Annotated in this window: 23 protein-coding genes and 1 pseudogene; 10 read left to right on the top strand and 14 right to left on the bottom strand. The window is 62.7% G+C overall.

The window, feature by feature from the left end:
• Positions 1-173: 173 nt before the first annotated feature.
• On the bottom strand, positions 174-554 hold the full coding sequence (locus KGR00_RS08665) for a histone-like nucleoid-structuring protein, MvaT/MvaU family (RefSeq protein ID WP_224417115.1): 381 nt from the start codon (positions 552-554) through the stop codon (positions 174-176).
• A 375-nt stretch (positions 555-929) separates the two neighbouring features.
• On the opposite strand from KGR00_RS08665, the gene bioA reads away from it, so the two are divergent.
• The gene (gene bioA, locus KGR00_RS08660) at positions 930-2,228 is read left to right on the top strand and encodes an adenosylmethionine--8-amino-7-oxononanoate transaminase (RefSeq protein ID WP_224417116.1); all 1,299 of its coding nucleotides are present in this window, start codon (positions 930-932) and stop codon (positions 2,226-2,228) included.
• Between the two features lie 261 nt (positions 2,229-2,489).
• Here bioA and KGR00_RS08655 read toward each other — a convergent pair whose 3' ends face one another.
• Positions 2,490-2,678 carry a hypothetical protein gene (locus KGR00_RS08655; RefSeq protein ID WP_203234898.1) on the bottom strand — a complete coding sequence of 63 codons (189 nt, stop codon included), beginning with the start codon at positions 2,676-2,678 and terminating at the stop codon, positions 2,490-2,492.
• A 244-nt stretch (positions 2,679-2,922) separates the two neighbouring features.
• On the opposite strand from KGR00_RS08655, the gene KGR00_RS08650 reads away from it, so the two are divergent.
• Entirely contained in the window at positions 2,923-4,278 is a 1,356-nt protein-coding gene (locus KGR00_RS08650; RefSeq protein ID WP_224417117.1) for an 8-oxoguanine deaminase, read from the top strand.
• Between the two features lie 65 nt (positions 4,279-4,343).
• Entirely contained in the window at positions 4,344-5,690 is a 1,347-nt protein-coding gene (locus KGR00_RS08645; RefSeq protein ID WP_224417118.1) for a nucleobase:cation symporter-2 family protein, read from the top strand.
• 60 nt (positions 5,691-5,750) lie between these two features.
• Here the strand turns inward: KGR00_RS08645 and KGR00_RS08640 are convergent, their stop codons facing one another.
• Complete coding sequence (locus KGR00_RS08640; protein WP_129141603.1) at positions 5,751-6,179, bottom strand: hotdog fold thioesterase; 429 nt, start codon at positions 6,177-6,179, stop codon at positions 5,751-5,753.
• Between the two features lie 321 nt (positions 6,180-6,500).
• Between KGR00_RS08640 and KGR00_RS08635 the strand changes: the two genes are divergently transcribed.
• From KGR00_RS08635 to KGR00_RS08615, 5 genes are all read left to right on the top strand, one after another.
• Positions 6,501-7,670, top strand: a complete 1,170-nt coding sequence (locus KGR00_RS08635; protein ID WP_224424403.1) for an isovaleryl-CoA dehydrogenase — start codon at positions 6,501-6,503, stop codon at positions 7,668-7,670.
• A gap of 99 nt (positions 7,671-7,769) precedes the next feature.
• A complete protein-coding gene (locus KGR00_RS08630) occupies positions 7,770-9,377 on the top strand; it encodes a carboxyl transferase domain-containing protein (protein WP_224424402.1) in 1,608 nt (535 codons plus the stop codon).
• A 140-nt stretch (positions 9,378-9,517) separates the two neighbouring features.
• Positions 9,518-10,351 (top strand): enoyl-CoA hydratase-related protein, encoded by an 834-nt coding sequence (locus KGR00_RS08625; RefSeq protein WP_224417121.1) that lies wholly within the window; start codon positions 9,518-9,520, stop codon positions 10,349-10,351.
• On the top strand, positions 10,348-12,405 hold the full coding sequence (locus KGR00_RS08620; protein ID WP_224417122.1) for an acetyl/propionyl/methylcrotonyl-CoA carboxylase subunit alpha: 2,058 nt from the start codon (positions 10,348-10,350) through the stop codon (positions 12,403-12,405). The genes KGR00_RS08625 and KGR00_RS08620 overlap by 4 nt, the downstream gene beginning before the upstream one ends.
• Complete coding sequence (locus tag KGR00_RS08615; RefSeq protein WP_224417123.1) at positions 12,405-13,304, top strand: hydroxymethylglutaryl-CoA lyase; 900 nt, start codon at positions 12,405-12,407, stop codon at positions 13,302-13,304. The genes KGR00_RS08620 and KGR00_RS08615 overlap by 1 nt, the downstream gene beginning before the upstream one ends.
• A 186-nt stretch (positions 13,305-13,490) precedes the next feature.
• Here KGR00_RS08615 and KGR00_RS08610 read toward each other — a convergent pair whose 3' ends face one another.
• From KGR00_RS08610 to KGR00_RS08570, 9 genes are all read right to left on the bottom strand, one after another.
• A complete protein-coding gene (locus KGR00_RS08610; RefSeq protein ID WP_224417124.1) occupies positions 13,491-13,838 on the bottom strand; it encodes a DUF3024 domain-containing protein in 348 nt (115 codons plus the stop codon).
• A gap of 46 nt (positions 13,839-13,884) precedes the next feature.
• Entirely contained in the window at positions 13,885-14,439 is a 555-nt protein-coding gene (locus tag KGR00_RS08605; RefSeq protein ID WP_224417125.1) for a GNAT family protein, read from the bottom strand.
• Positions 14,440-14,479: 40 nt separating this feature from the next.
• Positions 14,480-15,262, bottom strand: a complete 783-nt coding sequence (locus KGR00_RS08600) for a class I SAM-dependent methyltransferase (RefSeq protein WP_224417126.1) — start codon at positions 15,260-15,262, stop codon at positions 14,480-14,482.
• Positions 15,263-15,289: 27 nt separating this feature from the next.
• Positions 15,290-16,234, bottom strand: a complete 945-nt coding sequence (locus KGR00_RS08595; RefSeq protein WP_224417127.1) for an alpha/beta fold hydrolase — start codon at positions 16,232-16,234, stop codon at positions 15,290-15,292.
• A gap of 50 nt (positions 16,235-16,284) precedes the next feature.
• Positions 16,285-17,019, bottom strand: coding sequence for a class I SAM-dependent methyltransferase (locus KGR00_RS08590; RefSeq protein WP_224417128.1), 735 nt, complete (start codon positions 17,017-17,019; stop codon positions 16,285-16,287).
• 102 nt (positions 17,020-17,121) lie between these two features.
• Entirely contained in the window at positions 17,122-17,532 is a 411-nt protein-coding gene (locus KGR00_RS08585) for a hypothetical protein (protein ID WP_224419793.1), read from the bottom strand.
• A gap of 75 nt (positions 17,533-17,607) precedes the next feature.
• Positions 17,608-18,204, bottom strand: coding sequence for a hypothetical protein (locus tag KGR00_RS08580; protein WP_224417129.1), 597 nt, complete (start codon positions 18,202-18,204; stop codon positions 17,608-17,610).
• A gap of 609 nt (positions 18,205-18,813) precedes the next feature.
• The gene (locus KGR00_RS08575) at positions 18,814-21,321 is read right to left on the bottom strand and encodes a DUF2309 domain-containing protein (RefSeq protein ID WP_224424401.1); all 2,508 of its coding nucleotides are present in this window, start codon (positions 21,319-21,321) and stop codon (positions 18,814-18,816) included.
• A complete protein-coding gene (locus tag KGR00_RS08570; protein WP_224417131.1) occupies positions 21,318-22,898 on the bottom strand; it encodes an NADH-quinone oxidoreductase subunit L in 1,581 nt (526 codons plus the stop codon). Before KGR00_RS08570 ends, KGR00_RS08575 begins: the two co-directional genes overlap by 4 nt.
• 100 nt (positions 22,899-22,998) lie before the next feature.
• Here KGR00_RS08570 and KGR00_RS08565 point away from each other — a divergent pair, with 100 nt between their 5' ends.
• Positions 22,999-23,898, top strand: coding sequence for a LysR substrate-binding domain-containing protein (locus KGR00_RS08565; RefSeq protein WP_224417132.1), 900 nt, complete (start codon positions 22,999-23,001; stop codon positions 23,896-23,898).
• A gap of 182 nt (positions 23,899-24,080) precedes the next feature.
• Here the strand turns inward: KGR00_RS08565 and KGR00_RS08560 are convergent, their stop codons facing one another.
• Positions 24,081-24,536: a GFA family protein gene (locus KGR00_RS08560; protein WP_224417133.1), complete on the bottom strand. Its 456-nt coding sequence runs from the start codon at positions 24,534-24,536 to the stop codon at positions 24,081-24,083.
• A 73-nt stretch (positions 24,537-24,609) separates the two neighbouring features.
• Positions 24,610-25,086: a GNAT family N-acetyltransferase gene (locus KGR00_RS08555; protein ID WP_224417134.1), complete on the bottom strand. Its 477-nt coding sequence runs from the start codon at positions 25,084-25,086 to the stop codon at positions 24,610-24,612.
• 245 nt (positions 25,087-25,331) lie between these two features.
• Between KGR00_RS08555 and KGR00_RS08550 the strand changes: the two are divergent.
• A pseudogene (locus KGR00_RS08550) lies at positions 25,332-26,031 on the top strand (IS5 family transposase); the annotation flags it as partial.

Raw genomic sequence — 26,031 nt, 5'->3', positions numbered from 1 at the left:
TGGACCCACGGAAGAGGCCATGGGACAGTGCGGGGATGCCATCCTACCCCAAGATGCTGGAATTGCAAACAATCGACGAGGTCTCGGGCGATTCCTCGCCGATTGCACGGAGTATCGGGATGACCGCACCCGACCGGATTAGCCGACGGCAAGGCGCGTCATCGCAGGCGATCTCAATCTTCGGTGCGCACCAGCCAGGATTCGACGGTATCGGCGCCGTGCTCGTCCTTCCACGCCTTGAGCGTCTTCTGGTTGCCACCCCGGGTTTCGACGACTTCCCCGGTGTGCGGATTCTTGTAGATCTTCAGTTTACGCTTGCGCCGGCCGCTGGACGTCGTCTTGGCCTGGCTGGCAGCCGTGCTCTGCTGCGGTTTCGGATCGAGCATGTCGATGACGTCTCGCGGGCTCTTGTCGAACTCGCTCATGAGCGCTTCCAGGCGCTCCTTGAAGTCCAGTTCGTTCTTGAGCCGCTGATCGCCTTCGAGCTGCTTCAACTCTTCACTGAGTTGCTTGAGCAGCTGTTCTTTCTTCATGTACTCACTGAGTAGCGACATTGGGATGTTGCCTTCTTTCTTCGGATGGGATTAACGAGATGCCCCTCCATTATCAACCGATAACGCTTTTATGCCAAGTGCGAGTTATCGGCGTGGCTCTTTTTCACTTTTCGGCTAATTTCCTTTAAGTAATCGCCGTCCGTCAATACGTGACCGGCGGCTTTCGAGCCGACGGTTAAATCTGCCACTCGCGGGCATCCCGGAACAACGCGAATAGCGGCTTGCCGACTCCCGGTGAAAAGGGCTGCAGGGGAAAGCAATGCGTCGCGATCGTGAAGGGGGCGGTAGAACGGCACGAGTCCGGCAGCGGGCCATGGACACTACTGGCCCCCGTCGCTAGCATTGTCAACCAATTAAAAGATACAAGGTTGACTAATGAACCAATCCCTTCCCCCCTCATCATTGTGGCACCCCTACGCGCAGATGCTCACCAGTCCTACGGCACCCACCGTCGTCGGTGGCGAAGGCGCCCGCTTTCATCTGCAGGGCGGCGAAACCCTCATCGATGCGACCTGCTCCTGGTGGTGCATGATCCATGGTTACGGGCACCCCAGGCTGGTGAAAGCCATCAAGGACCAGGCCGACACCCTGTGCCATGTCATGCTCGGCGGCCTGAGCCACGAGCCGGCTCAACGGCTGGCCGACACCCTGGTACGCATCACCCCGGCGGGATTGAACCACGTGTTCTTTTCCGACAGCGGCTCGGTGGGCATGGAGGTCGCCATGAAGATGGCCGTGCAGTATCAGGTACAACGCGGACAGCCGGAGAAACACCGCATGCTGTCACTCATGGGTGCCTACCACGGCGATACCACCGGCTGCATGGCAGTCTGCGACCCCGAGGAAGGCATGCATGCGCTGTTTGCCGGATTTCTGCCCCGGCATCATTTCGCGCCAGCCCCCCGAGCCGGCTACCACGCCACCCGCGAGGCCATCGACACCGACATCGCCGCCCTTCGGGCAACGCTCGAACGATGCCACACGGAGACCGCCGCCCTGCTGATGGAACCCATGCTGCAGGCGGCAGGCGGCCTGAACATGACCTCACCGGCATACGTCAAGGCGGCTCGCGAGCTATGCGATGAATTCGATATCCTGCTGATCTTCGACGAGGTCGCTACCGGCTTCGGCCGCACCGGCAAGCTGTTCGCCGCCGAGCACGCCGGCGTCACGCCGGACATCATGGTGCTTTCCAAGGGGCTGACCGGCGGCTATCTCGGCCATGCCGCGACGCTGGCGACGTCTTCCGTCTTCGCGGCCTTCCTCAGCGACGATCCGGGCCGGGCCTTCATGCATGGCCCGACCTTCATGGGCAACCCACTGGCCTGTCGCGTGGCGCTGGAGAGCCTGGCCGTCTTCGAGGAAGAGGCCTACCTCGACAAGATCGCCGGCCTGAACACGATTCTCCGTGAGGAGTTGCAGGAAGACGGCGACCTGATTGGCAATTCACGTGTCGCCGACGTCAGGGTGCTGGGCGCCACCGCCGTCATCGAGGTGCACGATGCCGCGGACCTCGACGGTGCTCAGGCGTTCGCCCGCTCGCGCGGGGTCTGGTTACGCCCCTTCGGTCGCTGGCTCTACACCATGCCGGCCTACGTCACCACGCACGACGAGATGCGCCGGATAACCGGTGTGATGAAGGATTGGTTTGCCACGACCTCGTCATCACATTGACATGTGAACGCGCCAGAGTGAGTGGGTAAAACACCACCACGCCACATCGCTGCATCAGGCAACGGACACTGCCGTTCAGCGCGTCACGGAAGCGAGAGCGCAGGAAGCGCTCAGGGAACGGCCGCAAGGCCGTGCGGCAGGGATGACCGCCCAGGGAGCCTTGAAATCACGCCACGGAAACTGCCGTGGCGTCTTTGTTGGCAGACCAGGCACCGCCGATGAAGGAAAGCATTCGCGCCCCGGCGGATGGCTGAGCCGGTGTCAGCAATTGCCTTTCTTGGCCTGGCCCGGCGGACAGAAGTCCCCATCGCCGCGACCGTGATCATGGTCGTGGTGGCCATCGCCAATCTCGACGACCGGCTCAGGGTCGATGCGAGCGGGTGTGTAACTGCAGCCGGCCAGTACCATGGTACTCATCATCAGGGTCATCAGGGCTCGTATCGGCAACATGGCTATTCTCCTTTTTCTGGTCGGTTTTTCTCCTCGCTGCCACCCTAGCGAAAAACGGCACACGGCATAAGTCGCCAGATGGCGACAAGATCCCGCCTTGACAACTGAAGTCACGATCGACGATTTTGGTATACAACAACAGTACACAATACATCTCCGGCATCGGACAGGCACCTGAACCACCTTGAGGTGGGTAACCCTCGAACGTGATGGGGGTGTTGCGTCCATTGCTGAGGAGACTTCAATGACCGAGACACAGCGCACTCTCTGGATTCGTCAGCCCCTCGCCTGCAGTGATCCGGCCGCGGCCGGCGGCGTGGTGATACAAAGCAAGCGAATCATCGAAGCCGTGGCGGATGGCGCCCGGCCGCAATCCCGCGTCGACGACGTTTTCGACGCCGGCAACCATGTGCTGCTGCCCGGGCTGGTCAATACCCATCACCACGTCTATCAGACGCTCACCCGCGCCTACTCGCCGGCGCTCAACAAGCCGCTCTTTCCCTGGCTGACCACCCTCTACGATGTCTGGGCCAACCTCGACGAACCGCAACTGGCGCTGGCCAGCGAGCTGGCGATGGTCGAGCTGCTGATGTCCGGCTGCACCACGGTGGCCGATCACCACTACGTGTTCTCCGGCGCACTGACCCACGCCATCGACGTCCAGGTCGAGACCGCCCGGCGTCTCGGTGTGCGCGCCGCGCTGACCCGCGGCTCGATGAGTCTGGGACGCGATGCCGGCGGCCTGCCGCCGCAATCGGTAGTCCAGGACGAGCGCACCATCCTCGACGACAGTCAGCGTCTGATCGACCGTTATCACGAGCCCGACGACGGGGCGATGACGCGCATCGCCCTGGCGCCCTGCTCGCCCTTCTCGGTGAGCCGCGAGCTGATGCACGAGACGGCGCGCCTGGCCGAGAGCAACGACGTACGCCTGCACACCCATCTCGCCGAGACCGCCGACGAAACCGCGTTCTGCCAGCAACAGTTCGGCCTGCGCCCGCTCGACTACCTGGAAGCCTGCGGCTGGCTGAGCGATCGTACCTGGCTGGCCCACGGCATCCACTTCGACGACGACGAGATCGTCCGGCTCGGCCGGGCGGGCACCGGCATCGCCCACTGCCCGTCGTCGAACATGGTGCTCGGTTCGGGACTGTGCCGCACGCTGGAACTCGAGGCGGCCGGCGCGCCGGTGGGCCTGGCCGTGGACGGCTCCGCCTCCAACGATCACTCCAACCTCGCCGAGGAGATGCGCCAGGCGCTGCTCCTCGGGCGGCTGCGCTACGCCCCGGGCGAGATCACCCACGAGACGGTGATCCGCTGGGCGACTCAAGGCTCGGCACGCTGCCTGGGGCGCGACGACATCGGCGGGCTGGCGGCCGGCCAGCAGGCCGACCTGGCGCTGTTCCGGCTCGACGAGGCGCGCTTCTCGGGCGCCGAGAATCCGCTGGCGGCGCTGCTGCTGTGCGGCGCGCACCGGGCCGACCGGGTCATGGTCGCCGGTCGCTGGCGGGTCACCGACGGCGAGCCCTGCGACGTCGACCTGAGCGAGCTGCTGGCCCGCCACAGCCAGGCGGCTCGCCGCCTGCGCGAGGCGCTGTAATTCCACGCTGCCAGGCGGCAGCGCGTTGCTACCCCTGCCACAACAACAACCCGGAGAAAGACTCGATGACCACCGCTTCCGAGCCGGTTCAAGAGACGCCCCCGCGCGTGCGCAGTACCCACGACGTCAACGCCATGCCCCCGCTCCGGCGCGCGATACCGCTGGGCATCCAGCACGTGCTGGCGATGTTCGTCAGTAACGTCACCGTGCCGATCATCATCGCCGGCGCCGCCGGCCTGTCCGAGGCGCAGACCACGCTGATGATCCAGGCGGCGATGTTCGTCGCCGGGATCGCCACCCTGATCCAGTCGCTGGGGCTGGGACCCATCGGCGCGCGACTGCCGATCGTCATGGGCACCAGCTTCGGTTTCGTGCCGGTGCTGATTCCCATCGCCGTGGGCATGGGCGTGCCCACGGCGCTTGGCGCGGCGCTGTGCGGCGGCGTCGCGATGGCGCTGGTCGGGCTGTTCCTGCCCTATGTGCGTTTCCTGTTCCCGCCGGTGGTCACCGGCACCTTCGTGATCATGATCGGCACCCTCCTGATGCCGGTCGGTTTCGCCTACATCGGCGGCGGCTTCGGTGCTGAGGACTTCGGCGCCCTGCACCACTGGCTGCTGGCCGCGCTGGTACTGGTCGTGACCATCGGCCTGCACCAGTTCGGTCGAGGCATCTGGTCGGAGATGTCCCCCCTGGTGGGGCTGGTCACCGGCTTCGTGGTCGCTCTGCTGTTCGGTTACGTGGACTTCTCCAGCCTGCAGTCCGCCGCCTGGTTCTCGTTGCCGGTGCCCTTCGCGATCGGCGTGGAGTTCCACCTCGCCGCCATCCTGCCGGTGGTGCTGCTGGCGATCGTCACCTGTGCCGAGTCGATCGGCGACATCGTCGGTACCACGGTCGGCGGCGCCAACCGCGAGCCCACCCCCAAGGAGCTTTCCGGCGGCGTCATGGCCGACGGTCTGGCGAGCGTCTTCGCGGCGATCTTCAACGCCTATCCGCAGATCAGCTTCAGCCAGAACGTGGGCATCGTCGCCCTGACGGGCGTGATCAGTCGCTTCGTGGTCGCCATCGGCGGCGGCTTCCTGGTCATCGCCGGACTGCTGCCCAAGCTGGGCGCGATCATCTCGGGCATTCCCAACTCGGTCCTCGGCGGCGCCGTGGTGATCATGTTCGGCATGATCGCCAGTGCCGGCATCAAGATGCTCAGCGGTATCGAGTTCAACAAGCGCAACATGCTGATCATGGCCATGTCCCTGGCCACCGCGCTGGGCCTGCCCGCTCAGGAAGGCCTCTACGCGGGACTGCCGGACAACCTGACGGCGATCGTCGATTCCGGACTGATCCCCGGCGCGCTGATCGCCATCGTGCTCAACCTGATCCTGCCCCAGCACGACCGGGCGATGCGCGACTCGGTATAGGTTTCGGCACCCGTTGGTGACATGGCGCCCCGGCCCGATGCCGGGGCGTCTTGCGGCCTGTCAGTCCCTGGCGTTGACCACGGCCATGGTCAGCCGCGAAATGCACACCAGGCGGCCACGCTCGTCCTCGATGCGGATCTCCCAGACCTGGGTACTGGCACCGATGTGCCAGGGCCGTGCCGTCCCGTGGACCCAGCCCGAGCGCATCGCGCGCAGGTGATTGGCGTTGATCTCGAGCCCCACCGCCTGCTTGCCGGGCTCCTTCAGACACATGTTGGCGGCGATACTGCCCAGGGTCTCCGCCAGGACCACCGAGGCGCCGCCATGCAACAGCCCCATCGGCTGATGCGTTCGCGAATCCACCGGCATCCGGGCACTCAGCGTCTCCTCGCCCAGCTCGGTGAACTCGATCCCCAGATGGCTGACCAGCGTATCCCGGCAGCTCCTTTCCACGTCATCCAGCGTGGGCGTTCCCGTCCATAATCCCATGTGTCTTTGTTCCTCTGCTTGCGATCCGGCGCTCCAGGCAGAAGTCCGGGAGCCATATTGACGTTAACGTAAAGCACTTCTACCGTCAGACAAAGATATCCTGCACGGGCATGCAGATACCAATGCCAATGCAGCGTTCGGCAGATCTCGTGCCGGTCGCCTCATGGCGCCGCCACGAGCGGGGCTGAGACGATGGTCGGATGGCGAAACCGGTCGCGCCACCTTACGTTAACGTCAACGGAAACAAGCGACCGGCACCCCGCTTGAGAATCGACACGCGCCGCCCCTGACGCCGCCCGCTTCGCCAAGGAGAACCCAGCCATGCACGCCCCCTATACGCCACTCGACTTCGGCCTCCCCGACGAACTGAACATGCTGCGCGACCACGTCAACGCCTTCGCCCGCGACGAGATCGCGCCGCGGGCCGCGCAGATCGACCACGACAACGTCTTCCCCGAGGATCTGTGGCGGAAGTTCGGCGACATGGGCCTGCTCGGCATCACCGTGCCGGAAGAGGACGGCGGCAGCGGCATGGGTTATCTCGCCCACTGCATCGCCATGGAAGAGATCTCGCGGGCCAGCGCCTCGGTGGGCCTGTCCTACGGCGCCCACGCCAACCTGTGCGTCAATCAGCTCAAGCTCAACGCCAATGCCGAGCAGAAGGCCAAGTATCTGCCCCGGCTGATCAGCGGCGAGCACGTCGGCGCGCTGGCGATGTCCGAACCCGGCGCCGGTTCCGACGTGGTGTCGATGAAGCTGCGCGCCGAGAAGCGTGGCGATAGTTACGTGCTCAACGGCAACAAGATGTGGATCACCAACGGCCCGGATGCCGACGTGCTGGTGGTCTATGCCAAGACCGACCCCGACGCCGGCTCCAAGGGCATCACGGCGTTCATCATCGAGAAGGGCTTCGCCGGTTTCTCCACCGCGCAGAAGCTCGACAAGCTGGGCATGCGCGGCTCCAACACCTGTGAGCTGGTGTTCGAGGACTGCGAAGTCCCGGCCGAAAACGTGCTCGGCGAGGAAAACCGCGGGGTGAAGGTTCTGATGAGCGGGCTCGACTACGAGCGCACCGTGCTTGCCGCCGGGCCCATCGGCATCATGCAGGCGGCCATGGACGTGGTGGTGCCCTACCTCCACGAGCGCCAGCAGTTCGGCCAGTCGATCGGCGAGTTCCAGCTGGTTCAGGGCAAGGTGGCGGACATGTACACCACCCTGAACGCCTGCCGGGCCTATCTGTATGCCGTGGCCGGCGCCTGCGATCGCGGCCGTACCTCGCGCAAGGACGCCGCCGGGGTGATCCTCTACTGCGCCGAGAAGGCCACCCAGGTGGCGCTGGACGCCATCCAGCTGCTCGGCGGCAACGGCTACATCAACGAGTACCCCACCGGACGCCTGCTGCGCGACGCCAAGCTCTACGAGATCGGCGCCGGCACCAGCGAGATTCGAAGGATGTTGATCGGTCGCGAACTGTTCAATGAATCGGCATAAACCCAGCGGTAAGCCATAAGCTTTAAGCGGTAAGTAACTGCATTGAGGCTTTTCTTACAGCTTCCGGCTTATAGCTTATAGCTCATCTCGGAGAGATGAATGGCTATTCTTCAGACCCAGATCAACCCGCGCACCGAGGCCTTCCAGGCCAACGAGGCGGCGATGCGCGCCGAGGTCGGCAAGCTCCACGCGCTGACCGCGTCGATCGCCCGGGGCGGTGGCGACAAGGCCCGCGAGCGGCACGAGTCCCGCGGCAAGCTGTTCGTGCGCGATCGCATCGACCACCTGCTCGACGAGGGCGCACCGTTCCTCGAGATCGGCGCGCTGGCCGCCCATGAGGTCTACGGCACCGAGGTGCCGGCGGCGGGTGTGGTCGCCGGCATCGGCCGCGTGTCCGGCGTGGAGTGCGTGATCGTCGCCAACGACGCCACGGTCAAGGGTGGCACCTACTTCCCGCTCACGGTGAAGAAGCACCTGCGCGCCCAGGAGATCGCCCGCAAGCACCGCCTGCCGTGCCTCTACCTGGTCGACTCCGGCGGCGCCCACCTGCCCCACCAGGACGAGGTGTTCCCCGACCGCGACCACTTCGGACGCATCTTCTACAACCAGGCCACGCTCTCCGCCGAAGGCATCCCGCAGATCGCCGTGGTGATGGGCTCGTGCACCGCCGGTGGCGCCTACGTGCCGGCGATGGCCGACGAGTCGATCATCGTGCGTAATCAGGGGACGATCTTCCTCGGCGGCCCGCCGCTGGTGAAGGCCGCCACCGGCGAGACGATCAGCGCCGAGGACCTGGGCGGCGCCGACGTGCACGCCAAGATCAGCGGCGTGGCCGACCACTATGCCGACAACGACGCCCACGCCCTGCAGCTCGCCCGGCGCGCGGTATCGCGGTTGAACTGGCACAAGCGCGGCGAGCTGGCAATGCGAGAATCGCGCCCGCCGCGGCTCGACCCGAACGAGCTCTACGGCATCGTGGGGACCGACCTCAAGAAGCCCTATGACGTGCGCGAAGTGATCGCGCGACTGGTCGACGACTCCGACTTCGACGAGTTCAAGCGCTACTACGGCGACACCCTGGTCACCGGCTTCGCCCACTGGTGCGGCCACCCGGTGGGTATCGTCGCCAACAACGGCGTGCTGTTCTCGGAGTCCGCCGTGAAGGGCGCGCACTTCATCGAACTCTGTGCCCAGCGCGGTATTCCCCTGATCTTCCTGCAGAACATCACCGGCTTCATGGTCGGTTCCAAGTACGAGCAGGAAGGCATCGCCAAGCACGGCGCCAAGCTGGTCACCGCCGTGGCCTGCGCCAAGGTGCCCAAGTTCACGGTGCTGATCGGCGGCAGTTTCGGCGCCGGCAACTACGGCATGTGCGGCCGTGCCTATGACCCCAACCTGCTGTTCATGTGGCCCAACGCACGCATTTCGGTGATGGGCGGCGAGCAGGCCGCCAACGTGCTCGCCCAGGTCAAGCGCGACCAGTTCGAGCGCAGCGACGAGACCTGGAGCGAAGCCGACGAGAACGCCTTCAAGGCACCGATCCGCGACCAGTACGAGCGTCAGGGCCACCCCTACTACGCCAGCGCACGGCTGTGGGACGACGGCGTCATCGACCCGCTGCAGACCCGCGACGTGATCGGACTGGCGCTGGCGGCAGCGATGAATGCCGAGATCGAAGAGACGCGCTTCGGGGTGTTTCGGATGTAGGCCCACGCTTCGCGTGGAGAAGGAAGGTAGAAGAAGGAAGAAAAGTGCGAAAATAACGACGCACTCGGACAAAGGGTTCTTCCCTCTTCCAGGCGCGAAGCGCCGTTCTTCCGACTTCAAACTGTATACCGAGGTCCGAGATGTCAGATAACACTGCCTACACAAGCCTATCGATCGACAACCGCGGCGTCGCCCGGCTGACCCTCGACAAGCCCGACGTCCACAACGCCTTCGACGATGCGCTGATCGGCGAGCTCAATGGCCATCTCGATCGTCTGCACGACTCGGCCGAGCGCGGCGAAGTACGGGTAGTGGTGCTCGGCTCCGTGGGCAAGCACTTCTCCGCCGGCGCCGATCTCCACTGGATGAAGCGCATGGTCGACTACAGTGTCGATGACAACCTCGCCGATTCCCGTGAGCTGTCGCGCCTGATGCAGCGCCTCGACAGCCTGCCCTGCCCCACGCTGTGCCGCGTCCAGGGCGCGGCCTACGGCGGCGCGGTGGGTCTGGCGGCGTGCTGCGACATCGTCGTCGCCTCGGAGGCGGCGCGATTCTGCCTCTCCGAGGTCAAGATCGGCCTCTCGCCGGCGGTGATCAGCCCCTATGTGCAGCGCGCCATCGGCAGCCGACAGATGCGCCGCTTCGCGCTGACCGCGGAAGTCATGGACGTCACCACCGCGCAGACGCTGGGCCTGGTCCACGAAGTCGCCGGCAGCCACGAACTCGACGAGCGCGTCGAGCACTACGTCGCCCGGCTCCTCGAGGCCTCGCCCCGGGCGCAGCGCGCCACCAAGGCCCTGCTCGCCGAAGTGGCCCGCGACCCCGACAGCGATGCCACCCGCGAGACCACCTGCCGGATGATCAGCGAGCTGCGCGTCAGCGACGAAGGCCAGGAGGGCCTGGCCGCCTTCTTCGACAAACGCCCCCCCGCCTGGCGACCGGCCGGCGACGACGACAAGGAATCCCGCTCATGAGTCTCGCCACTGCGCCCCGCCCGCTGGGCTCGGTACTGATCGCCAACCGCGGCGAGATCGCCTGCCGGGTGATCCGCACCTCCCGCCGCCTGGGGCTGCGCAGCATCGCCGTCTATTCCGATGCCGACGCCAACGCCCGCCACGTCCGCGAGGCCGACGAAGCCGTGCGGCTGGGCCCCGCCCCGGCCCGCGAGAGTTATCTCGACATCGACGCCGTGATCGAGGCCGCCCGGCGCACCGGCGCCGACGCCATCCACCCGGGCTACGGCTTTCTCTCCGAGAACGCCGAGTTCGTCGCCGCCTGCGAGCGCGCCGACATCGCCTTCGTCGGCCCGCCGGCCTCGGCGATCGCCGCCATGGGCGACAAGTCCGCCGCCAAGGCGCGCATGGAGACCGCCGGCGTGCCGCTGGTCCCCGGCTACCACGGCGACGAGCAGAACGACGATCACCTCAAGACCGAGGCCGAACGCATCGGCTACCCGGTACTGCTCAAGGCCAGTGCCGGTGGCGGCGGCAAGGGCATGCGCGTGGTCGAGTCCAGCGACGATTTCCAGGCCGCCCTCGACGGCTGCCGCCGCGAATCACGCGCCGCCTTTGGCGACGACCGCATGCTGATCGAGAAATACCTGACCCAGCCGCGCCACGTCGAGGTCCAGGTGTTCTGCGACAGCCAGGGCGACGGCGTCTACCTGTTCGAGCGCGACTGCTCGGTGCAGCGCCGCCACCAGAAGGTACTCGAAGAAGCCCCCGCCCCGGGCATGACCGAGGCACTGCGCCGCGAGATGGGCGAGGCCGCCGTGCGCGCCGCCCGCGAGATCGGTTATGTCGGCGCCGGCACCGTCGAGTTCCTACTGGATGCCGATGGGTCCTTCTATTTCATGGAGATGAACACCCGCCTGCAGGTCGAGCACCCGGTCACCGAGATGATCACCGGCGAGGACCTGGTCGAATGGCAGCTCGCCGTCGCCGCCGGCCTGCCGCTGCCCAGGACGCAGGATGAACTCACCATCAGCGGCCATGCCTTCGAGGCCCGGCTCTATGCCGAGGATCCGACGCAGGACTTCCTGCCGGCGACGGGGACCCTCGAGCGTTTCGGCCTCGACCTGACCGGCGCCGCGCTGGACGCCGAGCGGGTACGGCTGGACAGCGGCGTCGAGGCCGGTGACGCGGTCTCGATGCACTACGACCCGATGCTCGCCAAGCTGATCGTTCACGGCGACGACCGCGACCAGGCGCTGGCCACCCTCAACCGCGCCCTGGCGGCGCTCGACGTGGTCGGCGTGACCACCAACCGCGCCTTCCTGCAGCGTCTGGCCGGCCACCCCGCCTTCCAGCGCGCCGAGCTCGACACCCGCTTCATCGAGCATCACCACGACGAGCTCTTCGCCAACCGCGCGCCCGACGCTGCCACCTACGCACGGCTCGCCCTGCAGGCGCTCGATCACCTGCAGGGCGAGGCCGACGACGCCCCCTGGGCGCGTCGCGACGGCTGGCGGCTCAACGCCCCCCGCCAGGTGCGCATCGCCCTGGCTGACCCGACCCATGCCGCGGACGCCAGTGACAGCGACGCGATCGTTACCGTGCGCGCCGAGCGCCCGAGCGCCAACGGCGACTGGCGCCTCAACGTCAACGGCGAAAGCTTTCAGGGCCAGTTGCAGCGACTCGACGGCGACGCCGTGGCGATCACCCTCGACGGCCACCGCCGGCGCTACCTGGCACGTCACGAGCGCGCCGCCGACGGCGACCGGCTGATTCTCGGCGATGTCCACGGCGAAGTGCGCCTCGCCTGGCGGCGACTCGACGCCGTCGACCACGGCCAGCACGAGGTCGACGCCACCCTCACCGCGCCCATGCACGGCACCGTGGTGGCACTGCTCGTCGAGCCGGGACAACGCGTCACCAAGGGCACGCCGCTGATGGTGATGGAAGCGATGAAGATGGAGCATACCCTGAGCGCCCCCGCCGACGGCCACGTGGAAAGCTTCCACTTCCAGGGCGGCGATACCGTCGGCCAGGGGGACGTGCTGCTGGCATTTCAGGCAGGAGACAGTTGATGGCACTTCCCAGACAGGTCCGCATCGTCGAGGTCGGCCCCCGCGACGGCCTGCAGAACGAACCCGGGGCAATCAGCACCGCCACCAAGCTGGAGCTGATCGACCGCCTGGGCGCCGCGGGCCTTACCCACATCGAGGCGGCGAGCTTCGTCTCGCCCAAGTGGGTGCCGCAGATGGCGGATCACCGCGAGGTAATGTCCGGCCTGGCCCGCCGGCCCGGCGTGACCTACGCCGCCCTCACCCCCAACCTCAAGGGGCTGGAAGCCGCGCTGGAATGCGGTGTCGAGGAAGTCGCCGTTTTCGGCGCCGCCTCCGAGGCCTTCTCGCAGAAGAACATCAACTGTTCGATCGCCGAATCGCTGCAACGCTTCGCGCCGGTACTGGAACGCGCCAAGGCCGCCAACGTCCGCGTGCGCGGCTATGTCTCCTGCGTGCTTGGCTGCCCCTACGAAGGCGAGATCGCCCCGGCCAGGGTGGCCGAGGTCGCGAAGGCGCTGTATGAGATGGGCTGCTACGAGGTCTCGCTCGGTGACACCATCGGCACCGGCACCCCGCTCAAGGCCAAGCGCATGCTCGAAGCGGTCAGCCGCGACATTCCCATGGCCAAGCTCGCCGCGCACTTCCACGACACCTACGGCCAGGCCCTCGCCAACCTCTACGCCGTGCTGGAAGAAGGTATCGCCGTGATCGACAGCTCCGTCGCCGGCCTCGGCGGCTGCCCCTACGCCAAAGGGGCCTCCGGCAACGTGGCCAGTGAGGATGTCGTCTACCTGCTCGACGGCCTCGGCATCGAGAGCGGCATCGATCTGGACACGCTGGCAAAAACCGGTACCTGGATCACCCAAACCATCGGTCGGCCCAATCGCTCCAAGGTCGGTGTGGCAATCGCCGCTCGGTGACCCAGAGCGAAGTCGCAACAGCGCAGAAAACGGAAAAGCCCCTGAGACAGCAAGCTGGCTCAGGGGCTCTGCGTTGTGTCAGCCATGCGTCCTTGGTGGAAAATTAACACCACTGTTACCCGACTCCCGAGGGCATCCCGCGAACAGCCGCCAGGCCGGAAACGCGCTTGAATGACGGGTTACCTGCTACCCGAAGAAACAGCCATTTTTGTCAGCACTCACGATGGCAAAGAATCCCTCGATGGAGCGTGACTCAGGTTCTGGCGTGTACGAATGCCACTTTAGATCGCTACGCATCCAGTAGATTTTCCAGCGTTGAGATTTCTTGACGTAGGTCGCCTTGGCTACCGGCGATTCAATGTTCATGGATGGATCCCGGAAATGGGGGAGAATTTCGACAATCTGAACGCTTTGACCTGAAACCCGAACAGCTAGATCCAACTTGGCTCTGATCTCGACTGGCGGCCTCTGATCTTCAAGAAATTCAGAAGCGGCCCGCTCAATTTTCTTTGCTTCGAACTCACTGAATGCCATATAGATTCTCTATGGGAACGTCCATATAACGGCGCATTCACCGGCTTTAACGATGCAACGCCTTGTCAAACGATAACAGCTCCGATGCCAGCATCGAATAGAGAGCATGGTCTACATACCTGCCGTATAGATATTCACGCTCTCGGAGCAAACCCTCGAATGTAAATCCCAAGCGCTCGGGAACCGCCCGACTTCTTGCATTGCCCGTCGCACAGGCAATCTCAATTCGATTCATTTCGTGCTCATTAAACCCTGTTTTAACCAGAGATCTAACGGCGGATGTCATGATACCTTTCCCGACGCAGATTTGACTCAGCCAGTAGCCGATCCCGCCGATTCTATTCGCCAGATCGAATGGGTGGAAGCCACAAACCCCGCACATTGCACCCTCATAAAAGATCACGTATTGGGGGCCATGGCCAGCTTCATACTGGCTGAGAGCAGACTTGATAAATGATTCAGTGTCAGTCGATGTTTGGGTTCCATCAACCCACGGCAACCATTCTCGCAGGTGCTCCCGGTTTCCGTTCACCAAGTCAAAGAGCTGCTCTGTGTGGTCCAGACTCAGCAATTTCAGCTCAACAGCTTCAGTGGCAACCAAGTCCGCCTCCCTTCGCTTCACGCCTGAGCCCAACAGCATTTTAGGAGACCTTTCGCCCAGTAATACTGTAGACAATTGGAACATCGTGTCCCTGGTGGCTCAGGTAGAAGCGCCCCGGCTCACGCTCAACCATACCCTCGAAACAGTTGTATGGGCTGAACGGGAATTCGCTGACCCGCTCAATCTGAATGCCAACATCAAGCAATGCGCTGATGACACTGGATACTGGATGCGCCCACGTTGCCAGCCTGGCTATCGCCTCTGCGCCGTTTTCTGTGTACGTACCTTCTTCATCCACATCGGGTTGCACCTGGGTGAAATACGAATATCCCGCCAAGAGATCATGAACAGGATGAAATTCCACGATATAAAAGCGCCCACCGACTGCAAGATTTGAAGCGACAACCTCAGCCCATCGGTTTAGATCCGGCAGCCAACAGAGCGCACCGTATGACGTAAACACGATGTCGTACGGCGCTGATCCTGAACGCTGGAAAGAATAGACGTCAGTACATACGAACTCCGAGTTCAACTTGAGTTTCCGAGCCAGCTCCCGAGCCTTCTGGATGGCAATCGGCGATAGATCGACGCCAGTGCAAATTGCTCCCTTACGAGCCCATGACAGCGTGTCCATGCCAAAGTGACACTGGAGATGCAGCAAAGACTTGCCGCTCACATCCCCAAGCTCTGCCAATTCGATTTCACGAAGAGAGGTTTTACCCGCCAGAAAGCCCGGCAGGTCATAAAAATCAGAATCGAAGTGGGCTGCTGCACGCCTGTCCCACCCTGCTCGGTTCATCTCGAAGTAATCCGATTCCTGCACTGGCATCTCCAAAGTTGTAGCCAGCCATCAGCCGCGCGAGGCACGAGCATCGGCTGCATGGCTTTTTTCAGCATGATGGGCAATTTCATCTGCTATCCGCGGCAGCAAGGCTTTTGGAAGACAGTGCCCAAGACCGTCGATTTCAACCAGGCGACCGTTCGGTAATAAATCCGCAATATGCTTGCCGTGAGGTGGCGGATTGAGGGGGTCCTCAGCCCCCTGAATCACCAAGACCGGAACGCTCACCTTGCCCAGCTCCCTCCCTCTGGATAGAGGTACTGGCGTTGCCATTGCGTGATTTCCGGGCTGTACCCAAGTTCCGGCATGATCTATACATCGTTGCTCACGAAGCCGAAAATCAGCCGCATCAAACTCAAGCTTTTTTCCTGAAAGTAGACCCCATTCCTTTACGCGACGATCAAGTTCTTCCTCCATGCTCTCTGAGGGCGTTGCACGCTCAGAAAGTGCTTCAAGCACCGCCTTGTTTGGAAGGGGCAAACCATCCGGTGAACTTTCTCCTGAAAAGGCCCGTCCAATATTACCGACGAAGTCGACATCGAGTGCTGCTCCACACATCAGGGTCAAACTGTAGAGTCGATCCGAATGATCCAGCGCAAGCACTTGGCCTAAAGTCGCACCTATCGATAAGCCAACGACATGCGCCTTGTCCACTTCCCACGCGTCGAGAATCGATACCGCATCTGACGCCAGATCCTCCACAGCATAGGGGTCAGAATCAAACTCGATGAAGGTAGAGCGACCCGTATCACGATGATCATAGCGAATAACGCGGTATCCCTTGGACACGAGCAGGTCAACGAATTCATCCGGCCACATCAACGCTGATGCATTCGCACCTGAAACCAATAGTATCGCGTCCCCTTCGTCCGAGCCGGCAGAATGGCTCCAAAGTGACCGGCCAACTACAGATACAGATTTCTCTGGCACCAGAACCTCCTGTTGTGTTTTCACTCGTGACCGCTAAACGCCAAAGCTGGGCGAACATATGGCCGCTCTCATAGTCAAGGCTTTTTGTCGCATGCCATTACGAGGATAGGTGGTCGCCTTACATGCTCGGCTAGCCAAGGCTGTGCAGTGAGAGCGACTTCTGTCGGCTCAGGCTCAAGCAAGTCGGCGATTGTTAGCTCGGCCGTCAGCGCAGCGCTCACATATGTCTCAATTGTCCGGTGGTATTTAATGACGCCATCGACGAACCAGTTGGCGTACCGCACTCCTTGGTCGAAGTAGTTGTCGACCGGCCAATGGAGCCGAGACGTATGCTCCGAGTCATACCATCCGGCCAGTAGCGAAGTACAAATTGGATGTTCTACGGAGACTATGAGACGCCCGCCCGGCCGCAGCGCTGAAGCAATTTTCCCGAGCACTGCATCAAGGTCTTTAACGTAATGCAAGCACATCGAAGATACCGCGACGTCAAACATTGCTTCTTCTATTTTGGCGTCTTCGATAGCGCCAACATTGAACGATAATCGCTCATCCTGGTGTTGCCGTTCTGCTTCGGCAATCATCTTTTCAGAGATATCTAATCCGACGAATCGACTTATATCCTGGCTTAAACAGTACCCGGCGAACTTTCCGAAGCCGCAACCGATATCCAGGATATCAAGACCATTGAGCTTGGGAAGGAGGGCTCGTACGGCGGGCTCTTCGATGGAGACATTAAGCCCGCTCTCGTCGGCTCGGAGAGCCATATAGCCATTAAAAAACTCGGGCTCGTCGTAAATATTTTGTTTCATCTAATTCACCCAACACCGAAGCACAGAGGGGCCTTGGAGTGGCGACGAAAAAGTCACGCAAAGGGCGTCCGACGGCCATCGGCCGCGAACTGCTGCGCCTTGTTAATTGCATACCTCAATGTACCACTTGGGCTTGATGCACCCGAAATCCCGGCGGACGTTTGATTTCAAAGCCTTTTTGGAATCCAGCACCTTTGCCTGGCCATTTTCTCGGACGAAAAAAACCCAGTGCCAAAATGGCTTGCCCTGCTCTATTCGCCATTTAATGGCGAGAAGGGCCTTATCTGGCAACTGCTCCCAAGACTCGAATGGTGTTTCTTTGGGAGATGCGGAGATACCGAATTCTCGCAGAAGGGTTCGGACGTACTCCGTGTCGGACCAGAGTGATGTGTCTGATGCGTGAATACCAAGCACGTTGGCTCTCTTTTTGGCCTCAGCATAGCTGAGACCCGCCAGTGCGGCAGATGCTGCAACGCCACAACCGGTCACTTCTTCTTGAACGACAACTTCCATATCTTTACCAATTAACGCCCGCATTTTCGGCTGACTTGGAGCGCAGCGGAAAACCAGTCCGACATCATGCGCTTGCTAGGCCTTTTCATCGCCAAACTGGAAATACAATATATTTGACCAGTTACCTAAGCCAAGACCATAGAACGGTTGCAGCGGATCATGTTTTGGCAGCTCTTGCTTACGACCCAACAGCTTACCTAACAAGCCTACCTGTGGCTCCTCAGGTGTAATAGGCTCGGGCACAGCTAGTGCGTCTACTTCATTGCCAATTGATTTTATTTCTTCTATTAGCGCTAGATTTTTCGCCTCTAAGGAGCCTTCTTCCATGTCAAATATTTCACCACATTCAAGGATGAAATACTTTCTTTCATTTGAAGATTTCGACAGGAACGACTTCGTTTCATTTACAAGCGCTTCAGCCTCAGGAGGCAACCTAGAAAGGTAGTTATTCAAGGTGGCCAAACCAGCTTTAAAGTCACCAGCTATTGCGATTTTTTCTGGCGTTTCCCAAATGGAAGAATTAACCGCCATAGGATCGCCAGCTAGTAGAAGCTTAAAAGCTATGGGGATATCGTAGTTCCATTCTGAGATGCCATGTAAATCCCTTACTTCTTCCCACTCAGGCGACTCTGGAAGATGATTCGTTGTGTATAAATAACTTCTATTTGCCACGATCTCTCCTTTTGGGGCCTAACAGTGATTATACGGCAGATTCGTTTATTGCATTATAACGCGCCAGCACGTTCAATAACATTATCGAGCGCGCCATTTTTACCTAATCCCTTGATAGGAAAGGCTTCTTCAAACAGCTCGGCTACCTATGCCGAACTCGCGCGCTTACGCATCTTGTCAGATCCAATGATGCTGTATAGAAACACAGCAGAGAAAAACCTCCCAAGCCGCTGGAACGTGTGAAGGTCATCATGCGGTCGCGTACCGAGAGGACCTAACGCCTGGCCACGCTACCGCCCCTACCTGGGCATGAGGTGATGGCACTTGCCATCCATGCAGTAGCGCTAGCATTCAGCTAAAAGACAATTCCACCTGGCCATGCAAGAGGTCTTGAACAACAAGATTATTCACTCATCATGAAGGATGCAAAACGTTGCGGGTCGCAATAGACGCATAATTCGCCGCTTTGGGATTCAGCCCCCCGGGTAACTCCATCACGCAAGCGGATGCCGGCTCAGTGAAAACGCCTCAAAAAGAGAAAAGCCCCGAGCCAGTGGTCCGGCCCGGGGCTTTTTCTGATGCGGCGAGTTTTTTAGCCGAAGCTTACCTTTAGCTACTGACCCACTGCCCGCCACGGTAAGCGAGTACTTCGCCGCTCTGGTCATCCAGCGCGAACAGATGCAGCCAGCCGTTGTGCGTCAGCGAAGTCAGCACCTCATGGCGCGCGATGATTTCGGCGATTGCCTCCGGGGGCGCGGCGAGGTAGACGCTCAGGCGCAGCGGTTCGTGACGCCAGCGCTCGCCGTCATGCAGCGACTGCAGCGGCAGGCCGATACGTAGATCGCCGCCGTTGCCTTCGAACACCCCGATATGTCCGCCGACCACGTTGTGCAGCACTTTGTTGCCACTGCCGAACTTGCGGTTATCGGTGACCGAGGCGTTGTACTGCATGTTGATCCAGTGGGCGACCACCAGCGGCGCGGTCATGATCGCTTCCAGCCGCGCGAAGTCGCTATCCGTGCGCCAGTCGTAGTCGTGCAGGAAGCTGCGCCCGGCGAGATCGAGCAGCGCGGTGCAGCGCCGTGGGGCGGCGATGAAGCTGGCGTTGTTGGCCAGCCCCCACTCGGGGCGGGTCTGCGACCAGTCGGCGCCGCGGCGGTCCAGGGTCTGCTCGAGTTCAGGCGTATCGGCCGCGAGGCCGAGCTGCGGGGCGCGCTCGCGCCGGGCCTGCTCGCCGGCCCGTTGGAGCCAGGTGCGCATCTCTTCACCCAGCACGTGGGCGTCCGTCTCGGCCTCCAGCAGTTCGAGGCGGTCGGTGATGGTGTGATGCAGTGCCGGTACGAAGCGCGTCTCTTGGGGAATGATCAGCCCGTCTTCGGCCAGCGCCTCGCGCAGCGCGGGGTCGTTGAGCAGCCGCGCCAGGGCGCGTACCGAGACTTCCCCGGACTGGCCGCCGCAGGCGCCGCACTCGAGCCCCGCGGCATGCGGATTGTTACTGCTGTGGCTGCCGTGCCCCACCAACAGCACTCGCGAGGCGATGTGCTCGGTGAGCCCCATGCCCACCAGCACGCTGCGAGCGAGCGCGGCCTTGTCGGCCAGGCTCAGCGCCTCACCGCTGCCGCGCCAGTGCCAGCTCAGCGTATCCATGGCGAGCGGCTGGCGCCGAGCCTTGGCCTCCAGCGAGCGGCGCAGCAGCTTGCCGGCATAGAGCAGCCCACCCGCCTCCACCACGGTGAAACTGGCGCTCGCCGTGCGGCTCCACTCCTGCAGGCGTGCCTGCCAGTTCAGCCGTTGCGCTGTGTGTGTCGTCCCCGTGTTCGGTTCGCTCTTGAGCATCACCTGCGGTGCCAGCAGTCCAGGCAGGTGCGGCTGGGCCAGCGCGGTGCCGCCCTGCTGGTGCGCCAGCGGCAGCCCGAAGAAGCCGGCGAAGCCCAGCGTCTGGATCGCCGGGCTCTGGCGCTCCAGCGCCCGGCGCATCGGCTCGGAGCGCACATCGATGCAGAACACTGCCTGTAGCCGCGGCGTCTGCACATTGTCTGAAGCCACACCCGCAGCCTGCAGTAGCGCATGATGTAGCGGCTGCTGGTAGGCGATTTCGCTGGCGAGCTGCCACACCCACAGCGGCTGCTGCGCACGCTGGTGGCGCTCGATGCGCGTCGGCAGCTCCACCAGCTCGGCGTGCCACAGCCGATTCAGGCGCTCGGCCTGCTCCGGCTGCTCCGCTCCGATATAGCGCCAAAGCACCAGCTCCCAGGCCAGGCGGATCGCCAGCAGGCTGCGCATGTCCGATGGCGGGCGCTCGCCCTCGCGCTGATGCGCCTCCTGCGCCTCATCGGCGGAGGCATCCAGCCCATGCTGCCAATCCTGATAGGCGACCCAGCTGGCCCAGCCGTTGATATCGAGCAGCAGCGCCTGGGCGTAGCTCTCGAGATGGCCGGTGGCGACGTCCAGCTCGGCAATGGCCGCCTGGAACAGCCCCTCTTCGCTCTCCGGCAGGGTCTGGAAGTAGCGCCGCAGCCGCGGCTCGCCCATCAGGATGGCGATGCCGCGATCCTCGAGGGTCATCTCGCGCCAGTGCTGGTAGAGCCTTTTGCCGCGGGGCGCGTGCAGGCGTTCGGCGTTGAGCGGCCCGTCCGCCTGATAGTAGGCGGCGCAGAACTGGCTGATCTGATGGGTGATCTCGTCGCGCCAGGCCATCTGGTGTTGGCGGTCACGGCGGGCATCGATCAGATCGCTGATGTTATGCCAGTGGGGCAAACGGCTCAGCTCGTCGACCACCGCCAGTAGATTGCGGTAGGCGCCGTGGTAGTCGAGCCGTGCAGCGGCCTCACTCAGGTGCGCCTCGGTGATCTCGCCGCGCTGCCATGCCGTCAGATAGTGGCTCGGCGGCATCAGGCCGTGGACATTGCCCAGCGCCGAGAGGCGCGCCGAGACCGTGGCGGCGTCTTCCCCGCGCTGGGTCCAGTAGGGGCTCACCGCGATCAGCCGATCCAGCGGCCAGCTCGGGGCGATGCGTGCGCAGGCGCGATCCAGCGCCGCGATCTGGGGCTCGGTGAGCGGCGTGGCGTCGCTCGCGTCGGCCAGCCGTGCGGTTCGAGAGGTATCGAGACTCATCATTGGAAACTCCCGCGAGAGACGGTGTGATGCTGCTTGGCCTGAATCCGGCCGGGCAGCGCGTGGGGCCAGAGCTTGAGGGTGTTACGGGTGACCCATTCGTCGAGGTAGAAGCCGGCATAGCAGTAACGGTTGAGCGTCTGCGAGGCGCGGTAGTGCAGCCCATGGCGCTGCAGCCAGTAGCCGGCGAAGAGCAGCACGAACAGCACGCTCACCCACAGATCCGCCCAGGGCGAGACACTGTGCCCGGTGGCGGGCAGCAGCGTGACGAACAGCGTCTTGAGGCCGACATAGGCGAGCACCACCAGCACGGCCAGGCCGAGGAAGCTGCCGAGGGCGCCCGCGCTACGCTCACTGCGGCGCTCGGCCAGCATCACGCTCAGAGCCAAAGTGACCAGCACCCAGGGGCTGTAGGCGGCGAAGGCCGGCGAATCGCTGAGGCTGCGTGCCAGCACCACCACCGTGCTCACCAGCGCGGCACTGATCAGAAAAGCGGCGAGCCACTGGACCATCGAGGGGCTGCGGGCCGGGGCCTGGCGGCGTAGCAGATCCTCTGCCACCGCCTCGCCGGAGCTGAGGAAGGCGTAGGCCTTGTAGCAGGAGTGAGCGAGCAGGTGCAGCAGCGCCAGTTCGGTCAGCCCGAGGGCGATCTCGACCAGCATCAGGCCCATCTGGGCGCTGGTCGACCAGGCCAGGCGCACCTTGACGCTGACGCGGGTCATCATCACCAGTGCCGCCAGCACGCTGCTGACACCGGCCACCGCCAGCACCAGCGCCTGGGCCGGCGCCGACTGCAGCAGCAGCGGCGAGAACAGCAGCAGTAGATAGCCACCGAGGTTGATCACCCCGCCGTGCAGCGTCGCCGAGACCGGGGTCGGCGCCTCCACCACCTGGATCAGCCAGCCGTGCAGCGGTAGCTGGGCGCACTTGATCAGCGCCGCCAGCCCGATCAAGCAGGCCGCGGCCTGATCGGCGAGGGTCAGGGCGTGGCCGGGTACGGCATAGGCGGCGGTGATGACGCTGATCCGCGCGCTATCGTGTTCCAGGTAGAGGATGAGGAAAGCAGCCGCGGCGCAGAGCTCGGCGGCGCGGGCGAAGAGGAACTTCTTGTGCGCGGCCAGGGCGGCACGTGGGCGGTCCGGGTAGAACATCAGCAACTGGTGCATGGCCAGGCTGATGCCCAGCCAGGCGAACAGGAACAGCAGCAGATGATCGCTGAGCACCGCCACGCTGACCGCGGCGAAGAGCGCCTGGACGAGCGTAACGAAGCGTCGCTGGCGCGGCTCGCCCTGCAGATAGGTGGCGCTGTAGCGCACCACCACGAAGGCGATGAAGTTGGCCAGCGCCAGCATGCACAGTTGCAGCATGCCACTCTGCCACCAGCCGGCGAGTGCCGGCAGGCCGTGTACCAGCCCCAGCGCCAGCAGCGCTGCCGCCAGCAGCACGCTGACGCTGGTAGTGATCTGGCCGATGCGCCAGGCCCGCGCGGTGGCGCCGCGGGCGCTGACCACGGCCCCCAGCGCTAGGACGAGCGGCACCAGGGTAAGCAGGAAGGTGAAAAATGGCTCGTTGCCGTGCATGAGAGGGCTCCGCTGATCCGTGGAGCCTGAAGTATCCGGCGAAGCGATTTTTAATTAAAATAGATATTAATTGACCAATGGTTCTACAAAAGAGAACGAAATGAGCCGGCTCAACTATCATCATCTCTACTACTTCTGGCGCGTGGCCCGCGACGGCAAGCTGACCCAGGTGGCGGACTCGCTGCACCTCTCCCAGAGCGCGCTCTCGGCGCAGATCCGCAAGCTGGAAGAACGGATGGACAAGCCGCTGTTCGAACGCCGCAACCGCGCCCTGGTGCTGACCGAGGCGGGCCGCCGGGTGTTCAACTACGCGGAGGCGATCTTCACCAAGGGCGAGGAGCTGGAGTCGCTGATCAGCCGCGGTATCGAGCCCGAGTACCAACGCCTGCGCATCGGCACGCTCTCCACCATGTCGCGTAACTTCATCGAGAGCTTCGTCGCCCCCCTGCTCCATCAGCCCGAGCAGCGGGTGCACTTCAGCCTGCACGCCCGCGGCATGGCCGACCTGCTGGATGGCCTGGCCCGCCACGAACTCGACGTGGTACTCACCAATACCCAGCTACCCTCGTCGCATTCGCAAGCCGCCGCCTGGCAGAGCCAGCTACTGGCACGCCAGCCGCTCTCGATCATCGGCCCGCCGGGCGCCGCCCCGGGCACGCCTTTCCCCACCGGCTTCGAAGACAGCCGCTGGATACTGCCCGGCGAACACCACGAGATTCGCCGCGCCTTCGACGGCCACTGCAGCCTCTACCAGTACCGGCCGAAGATCCTCGCCGAAGCCGACGACATGGCGATGCTACGCCTGCTGGCCCGCGACAGCGGCGCGCTGAGCGTACTACCGGAGGTGGTGGTCAAGGACGAGCTACAGCAGGGGCGGCTAGCACGCCTGGAACAGCTCCCCAACGTCTTCGAGAACTTCTACGCCATCACCCTGCCGCGGGAGTTCATGCCGGGTGTGGTCTCGGAGCTGCTGGCCCGGCCACTGCGAGATATGGCGTAGACCATGTCGGAAAAGAAAAGATGAGAGTCCCCCGCCTGGGCAACGGTGTGACCTCACCACAAAAACAACAGGCCCCGCATCAGTTCAGTGCTCTGACGCGGGGCCTGTCACGAGATGCATGCCTGGCATTGAGATTGCCGAGGTGATGGCTTCATGCGCCGCCATGGCAACGGACGCCGGATTCAACCCGGCCTTTGCGCATATGCCTGAAGTAGCTCCGGGAACTTGTCCTGCGGCGGGAACTTGCAGAAGCTATGCTCTGCCCCCGTCGTCGCCCATTCCAGCTTTTCATCCGTATATGTTTCGACGAATGGCCTGAAGGCTCGGGCATCTTCCAGCATCGTCGCACGCACATTGACGAAATCATCCATGCCTTCCGGGCGCGTGAATAGCCAGCTCATGCAATGCCCGCAGAAAAAATGGCACGTACTACCATGCAGCCCACCGATAACCGGTTCCCCGGATGTGATCGAGAAGGCCGTGCTGTGAAACAGCGAACTGAGGCTGAAGGCACTGGATGTCATCCTCTGACAGCCCGTGCAATGACAGGCCATGGTGATCATTGGCTTGCCACGAACCTCGAACGCCGTCTGTCCGCAACGGCAATAACCTTTCGTACTCAGCGTCGTAGCATTCATGACGACCATCCCCGTTTCATGGTTTGACTCGTACCTACCGATACGGCGGAAATATGATTGCAGCCTTGGCACCTTATTGAACGACGAATCGATATTGGAAAAATCCGAAACCCAGGTCAGGCTCCGGCCCCGTGACTGACACTCTCACAAAGCCATTTTTCTCATAAAAATGATGATTACGCTTCGCGTAGTCCGGGGTTTCCAGCTCCCAGATTTTGACTGCCGGATAAAGCCGCCGTATCTCCCGAAGCATCCAGCTCCCGACACCCTTGTTCATCACGCTCGGGTGGACATGCATACCATGAATTATCCCCCGAGCGCCGCCACGCACAGCAATTATGATCGAGCCGCCGAGACAACCTTCCAAAAAGCAGGCATAGTAATGGCTGTCTCTCATCCATCTTCCGTGAACCATGGGATCATCATGGCCGGGAGGGCCGCCTGACGCCACCGTCAGCGGCCTGAAGCGATCATCATCGCTGAATGCAGCCTTGGCGAGTTCCGTGGCTGCCTCGATGGTATCAGGCGAGATTATTTCAAGCGTCCACATAGGTGCTCAACGCAGAATATCGAAGCTCAGTTGTCAGTCGATGTGCAACGGCGCTTACCATGATCGGCTGAAACGGTTGATCAAACCATGCTCCTTCAAAATAGCCATTTGCTCAGTCACTGACATGGCCCCTTCTAGCTTGATCACGGGACATGAGCGTTTTTCCAGCCATGCCCGATGCCTAGGTTTTGTCTGAAAAGTCGGATTTGCTAATGTGCCCCATGCTGCAACTGCATAGGTGACCCATGGCAGGACGCTACGAGATCTCCGACCACGGCTGGGCCCTCATCGAAGACATCGTCTCGCCGCCGCAGAGGTCAGGCCGTCCCCGTCGCGATGACCGCCAGGTATTGAACGGCATCTTCTGGATCCTCTGCTCGGGTGCCAAGTGGCGCGATCTGCCAGAGCGCTACGGCCCTTGGAAGACCGTTTATGACCGTTTCCGTCAGTGGCGCGATGATGGCACCTTCGAGGCCATTCTGGCGCGCCTCCAACTTCGCCTGCGAGAGGATGGTCTGATGGACCTGGACACCTGGATGATCGATTCGACATCGATCCGCGCCACTCGGGCCGCCTCAGGAGGCGGCAAAAAGGGGGACAGGTAGAGCCCGTAGACCATGCCCTGGGACGGAGTCGGGGCGGTCTGACGACCAAGATCCATATGCTCTGTGACCGGCATGGTTGGCCGCTGGCCTTCACGCTGTCGCCGGGGCAGGATTCGGATACACGGCACTTCATTCCCACCCTGGAGGATGTGCAACTGCCTGGAACCAAAGGCAGACCTCGCAAGCGTTGCCGTTTCATCGTGGCGGACAAGGGCTACGATAGCGAACCGCTTCGCCGCTACTGCGACCGGCATCGCATGAAGCCGATCATTGCCCGGCGCAAGATGAAGCGAAAACCGCGCCCCGGCGCTCCAAGGGGCTTTGACAAGCCCCGGTATCG

Source organism: Modicisalibacter sp. MOD 31.J (assembly GCF_020147985.1).
GTDB lineage: Bacteria > Pseudomonadota > Gammaproteobacteria > Pseudomonadales > Halomonadaceae > Modicisalibacter > Modicisalibacter coralii.
The sequence above is the reverse complement of the archived record's forward strand: the minus strand, read 5'-3'. Positions and strand labels throughout refer to the sequence as shown.

Coding starts and splice junctions, on each gene's coding strand:
- KGR00_RS08665 (WP_224417115.1), bottom strand. CDS start 554: ATGTCGCTACTCAGTGAGTACATGAAGAAAGAACAGCTGCTCAAGCAA.
- bioA (WP_224417116.1), top strand. CDS start 930: ATGAACCAATCCCTTCCCCCCTCATCATTGTGGCACCCCTACGCGCAG.
- KGR00_RS08655 (WP_203234898.1), bottom strand. CDS start 2,678: ATGTTGCCGATACGAGCCCTGATGACCCTGATGATGAGTACCATGGTA.
- KGR00_RS08650 (WP_224417117.1), top strand. CDS start 2,923: ATGACCGAGACACAGCGCACTCTCTGGATTCGTCAGCCCCTCGCCTGC.
- KGR00_RS08645 (WP_224417118.1), top strand. CDS start 4,344: ATGACCACCGCTTCCGAGCCGGTTCAAGAGACGCCCCCGCGCGTGCGC.
- KGR00_RS08640 (WP_129141603.1), bottom strand. CDS start 6,179: ATGGGATTATGGACGGGAACGCCCACGCTGGATGACGTGGAAAGGAGC.
- KGR00_RS08635 (WP_224424403.1), top strand. CDS start 6,501: ATGCACGCCCCCTATACGCCACTCGACTTCGGCCTCCCCGACGAACTG.
- KGR00_RS08630 (WP_224424402.1), top strand. CDS start 7,770: ATGGCTATTCTTCAGACCCAGATCAACCCGCGCACCGAGGCCTTCCAG.
- KGR00_RS08625 (WP_224417121.1), top strand. CDS start 9,518: ATGTCAGATAACACTGCCTACACAAGCCTATCGATCGACAACCGCGGC.
- KGR00_RS08620 (WP_224417122.1), top strand. CDS start 10,348: ATGAGTCTCGCCACTGCGCCCCGCCCGCTGGGCTCGGTACTGATCGCC.
- KGR00_RS08615 (WP_224417123.1), top strand. CDS start 12,405: ATGGCACTTCCCAGACAGGTCCGCATCGTCGAGGTCGGCCCCCGCGAC.
- KGR00_RS08610 (WP_224417124.1), bottom strand. CDS start 13,838: ATGGCATTCAGTGAGTTCGAAGCAAAGAAAATTGAGCGGGCCGCTTCT.
- KGR00_RS08590 (WP_224417128.1), bottom strand. CDS start 17,019: ATGAAACAAAATATTTACGACGAGCCCGAGTTTTTTAATGGCTATATG.
- KGR00_RS08585 (WP_224419793.1), bottom strand. CDS start 17,532: ATGGAAGTTGTCGTTCAAGAAGAAGTGACCGGTTGTGGCGTTGCAGCA.
- KGR00_RS08575 (WP_224424401.1), bottom strand. CDS start 21,321: ATGATGAGTCTCGATACCTCTCGAACCGCACGGCTGGCCGACGCGAGC.
- KGR00_RS08570 (WP_224417131.1), bottom strand. CDS start 22,898: ATGCACGGCAACGAGCCATTTTTCACCTTCCTGCTTACCCTGGTGCCG.
- KGR00_RS08565 (WP_224417132.1), top strand. CDS start 22,999: ATGAGCCGGCTCAACTATCATCATCTCTACTACTTCTGGCGCGTGGCC.
- KGR00_RS08560 (WP_224417133.1), bottom strand. CDS start 24,536: ATGAATGCTACGACGCTGAGTACGAAAGGTTATTGCCGTTGCGGACAG.
- KGR00_RS08555 (WP_224417134.1), bottom strand. CDS start 25,086: ATGTGGACGCTTGAAATAATCTCGCCTGATACCATCGAGGCAGCCACG.